The organism is Arenimonas sp. (assembly GCF_019459675.1).
Lineage (GTDB): Bacteria > Pseudomonadota > Gammaproteobacteria > Xanthomonadales > Xanthomonadaceae > Arenimonas.
In genome coordinates, this window is record NZ_JAIBFH010000155.1 from 1 (window position 1) to 4,094 (window position 4,094).

Below are 4,094 nucleotides of genomic sequence, written 5' to 3' on the forward strand. Positions count from 1 at the left end.
TTGCGCGGTTCCTTGCCGAAGAACTCGGTCACGGCCTGCTGCACCTTCGGCATGCGGGTCTGACCGCCGACCAGGATCACTTCACCGATGTCGCTCGAACGCAGGCCGGCATCGTTCAGCGCGATGCGGCACGGCTCGATCGACTTCTTGATCAGGTCTTCCACCAGCGCTTCCAGCTTGGCGCGGGTCAGCTTGATGTTCAGGTGCTTCGGGCCCGACGCGTCGGCGGTGACGTACGGCAGGTTCACCTCGGTCTGCTGGTTGGTGGACAGCTCGATCTTGGCGCGCTCGGCCGCGTCCTTCAGGCGCTGCAGCGCCAGCGGGTCCTTGCGCAGGTCGATGCCCTGCTCCTTGTTGAACTCCTCGACGAGATAGTCGATGACGCGCTTGTCGAAGTCTTCGCCACCCAGGAAGGTGTCGCCGTTGGTGGCCAGCACTTCGAACTGCTTCTCACCGTCGATCTCGGCGATCTCGATGATGGACACGTCGAACGTGCCACCGCCCAGGTCGTAAACGGCCAGCTTGCGGTCGCCGCCCTTCTTGTCCATGCCGTAGGCCAGCGCGGCCGCGGTGGGCTCGTTGATGATGCGCTTGACGTCCAGGCCGGCAATGCGGCCGGCGTCCTTGGTGGCCTGGCGCTGGCTGTCGTTGAAGTAGGCCGGCACGGTGATCACCGCTTCGGTCACCGTCTCGCCCAGGTAGGCTTCGGCGGTCTTCGTCATCTTATCGAGGATGGGCGCGGGGATTTACTGCGGCGACATCGCCTTGCCGTCGCTGGTGCTGACCCAGGCGTCGCCGTTGTCGTGGGCCTGGATGCCGTAGGGCACCAGGTCGAGGTCCTTCTTCACTTCGGCGTCGGTGAACTTGCGGCCGATCAGGCGCTTCACCGCGTAGAAGGTGTTCTTGGGGTTGGTGACGGCCTGGCGCTTGGCCGAGGCGCCAACGATGACTTCGCCGTCCTTGGTGAAGGCGACGACCGAAGGCGTGGTGCGGTCGCCTTCGGAATTCTCGATGACCTTGGCTACGCCGCCTTCCATGACGGACACGCAGCTGTTGGTGGTACCCAGGTCGATGCCGATGATCTTGCCCATGAAAGTTCTCCGTCAAAATGCTGTGTCGTGCGGCCTCGGCCGCGGATGGTTCAAAAGTGGGGTCGGGACCTGCTTCTTCAAGTCCCCGTCACGCGCTAGCCGGCGGCAACCACCACCAGGGCCGGGCGCAGCAGGCGATCGTTCAGGCTGTAGCCCTTCTGGAACACCTGCACCACCGTGCCGGGCTCGGCGCCGCTGGCCGGGATCTGGCTGATGGCCTGGTGCCACTCGGGGTCGAAGGCCACGCCGATCGGGTCGAGCTGGGTCATGCCGTTGTCGGCGCCCACCTTGAGCAGCTGGCGCAGGGTCATCTCCAGGCCGTCCTTGAGCGGGCCGGTTTCGGCGCTGGCGGCCAGCAGGCCGGCATCCAGGCTGTCGAGCACGGGCAGCAGCTGCGAGAGCAGCTTTTCGTTGGCGAAGCGGCGGGCCTGGTCCACGTCACGCGCCAGGCGCTTGCGCTGGTTGTCGAGCTCGGCGCGCTCACGCAGGGCTTCTTCGCGCAGGCTGGCCATGGCGGCACGCAGCTGCTCGAGCTCGCCGTCCAGTCCGTAGTCGTCTTCGGGCGTCGGGGCGTCCGGGGTGTTTTCTTGATGGGTCATGGGATTCCAGTGTGGCTGCCCCGCGCTGCCCGCGGGCTGAGTCAGGCTTATGGGGCCGGCGCCTCGGGATTCAAGGCGGCCCCGAGCAGGTCGGCAGTGGCCTGCACCATGGGAATGACGCGATCGTAGGCCATGCGGGTCGGGCCGATGACGCCCAGCACGCCCAGCACCCGGCCATTGGCGCCGTAGGGGGCGGTGACCACGGTGCAGCCGTCCAGCGGCGCCAGGCCGGTCTCTTCGCCGATGAACACACGCACGCCCTGGGCGTGGATGGTGCGTTCGAGCAGCTGCAGGATCTCGCGCTTGCGGGAAAAGGCTTCGAACAGCTCGCGCAGCCGGTCCAGGTCGGACAGCTCCTGTACGCCCATCAGGCGGGTCTGGCCGGCCAGCAGCATGTCGTCGTTGCTCCCCGGCGGGCCGCCCAGGGCCTGTTCGGACAGCTCCACCGCGGCCGACAGCAGCTGCTCCATCTCGCTGCGGGTGTCGCGCAGGTCGCGCAGCAGCGTGGCGCGGATCTCCTGCAGCGGGCGGCCGGCGAAATGGCTGTTGAGGAAGTTGGCGGTCTGCTCGAGCTCGGACGGGGTATACGCCCGGCGCGGCGTGATGATGCGGTTCTGCACCTCGTTGTCGGTGAACACCAGGATCACCAGCACGCGCTGGCCGTCCAGCGGCACGAAATCGATGTGCCGGAACGCGAACTGGCCCCGCTGGGGCACGGTCACCACGCCCACGAACTGGCTCATTGCCGACAGCAGCTCGCTGGTGTTCGACAGCAGGGCCTGGGTGCCGGCCCCGGCCGCCAGGTTGGCGCGCATGCGCGACACCTCGGCTTCCTGCACCGGTTTGATCTGCAGCAGGCTGTCGACGAACACCCGGTAGCCCTGCGCCGTGGGAATGCGGCCGGCCGAGGCGTGCGGCGCGGCCACCAGGCCGATTTCCTCGAGGTCGGCCATGATGTTGCGGATGGTGGCCGGGCTGACGTCCAGGCCCGAGCTGCGCGCCAGCGTGCGCGAGCCCACCGGCTCGCCGTCGCGGATGTGCTGGGATATCAGGGTGCGCAGGAGGCGGCGCGCGCGCGGGTCGAGGCTCAGTTCCATCCTCCATAGATAAGGCCGGCGGGCGGCAGGCGCAAGGAGTGCTTTTCCTACCGCACGGGACCGGGGTCTGGGATGCCATCGCAGCGGGCGCACCTTAACCATGGGTGATTCAGGCAAAATCGCCCAGCCCATGATTACCCATCTCACCCTCAAGGATTTTGCCGTCGTCAGCGCCGCCGAACTTGCGTTCGGGCCCGGTATGACGGTGGTTTCCGGCGAAACCGGCGCCGGCAAGTCGCTGCTGGTCGACGCCCTGATGTGGCTGACCGGTGCGCGCGCCGACGCCGGCATCGTCCGCCACGGTGCCGAGCGCGCCGAGCTGGCCGCGGAATTCCACCTGCACGACGCCCCGGGCGCCCTGGCCTGGCTGCGCGAAAACGAGCTCGACGACGACCAGGGCTGCCAGCTGCGCCGCGTCATCCGCGCCGACGGCGGCTCGCGGGCCTGGATCAACGGCCGGCCCGCCACCCTGGGCCAGCTGTCCGAGCTGGGCGGCCGCCTGGTGGAAATCCACGGCCAGCACGAACACCAGGCGCTGCTCGACCGCGGCCACCAGCTGGCCCTTCTGGACGCCTTCGGTCGCCACGAGCCCCTGATGGCCCAGGTGCGCGAAATTGCCCAGCGGTGGATCGCGATCGACCGCGACCTGGCCGAGATCGCCCGCGCCGGCGACGTCGGCGAGCGCGTGGCCTGGCTGCAGCACCAGGTGGACGAACTCAGCCGCGAAGACCTGCAGGCCAGCGCCATCGAAGACCTGCTGGCCGCGCACCGCCGCCAGGCCAATGCCGCCGGGCTGCTGCAGGGCTGCGAATCCGCCCTGGCCCGCCTGGCCGGCGACGAAGGCCTGTCGCTGGGCCGCGCCCTGCACCAGGTCAGCGCCGAGCTGGCGCGCCTGAGCGCCGACGAACCGCGTCTGGCCGAGGTGGTGGCGCTGCTGGAGTCGGCCGACATCCAGCTGTCCGAGGCCGGCGCGGGCCTCGAACGCATCCGCGACGACTTCGACCTGGACCCCGACCGGCTGCAGCAGCTCGAAGACCGCCTGACCCGCCTGCACGAACTGGCGCGCAAGCACCGCGTGCCGCTGGAGGGCCTGGCCGCGCGCCTGGACGAGCAGCAGGCCGAGCTGGAAACCCTCAGCGGCGCCACCGACCGGTCCGAACGCCTGGCCCGCGAGCTGGCCCAGGCCGAGCAGCTGTGGCGCCAGGCCGCCGCCAACCTCAGCCGCGCCCGCGCGGCCGCCGCCCCGGCCCTGGGCCCGGCCGGGGCCCGCCCGCAGGCCGCAAGGGGCCAGGGAGGGGGCCGCTTAC

The 4,094-nt window shown here is 69.5% G+C and carries 2 protein-coding genes and 2 pseudogenes; 1 reads left to right on the forward strand and 3 read right to left on the reverse strand.

Going from position 1 to position 4,094, the window contains the following annotated elements; all coding sequences use genetic code 11:
• From K0M70_RS05610 to hrcA, 3 genes and pseudogenes are all read right to left on the reverse strand, one after another.
• A pseudogene (locus K0M70_RS05610) lies at positions 1-1,091 on the reverse strand (Hsp70 family protein); the annotation flags it as partial.
• A gap of 95 nt (positions 1,092-1,186) precedes the next feature.
• Positions 1,187-1,639, reverse strand: a pseudogene (gene grpE, locus K0M70_RS05615) (nucleotide exchange factor GrpE); the annotation flags it as partial.
• Positions 1,640-1,737: 98 nt separating this feature from the next.
• A complete protein-coding gene (gene hrcA, locus K0M70_RS05620; RefSeq protein ID WP_290780413.1) occupies positions 1,738-2,787 on the reverse strand; it encodes a heat-inducible transcriptional repressor HrcA in 1,050 nt (349 codons plus the stop codon).
• 130 nt (positions 2,788-2,917) lie between these two features.
• On the opposite strand from hrcA, the gene K0M70_RS05625 reads away from it, so the two are divergent.
• A partial coding sequence (locus tag K0M70_RS05625) for an AAA family ATPase (protein ID WP_290780414.1) occupies positions 2,918-4,094 on the forward strand: 1,177 nt, incomplete at its 3' end.

Excerpts from the sequence above, each read along its gene's own strand:
- hrcA (WP_290780413.1), bottom strand. The coding sequence starts at position 2,787 with ATGGAACTGAGCCTCGACCCGCGCGCGCGCCGCCTCCTGCGCACCCTG.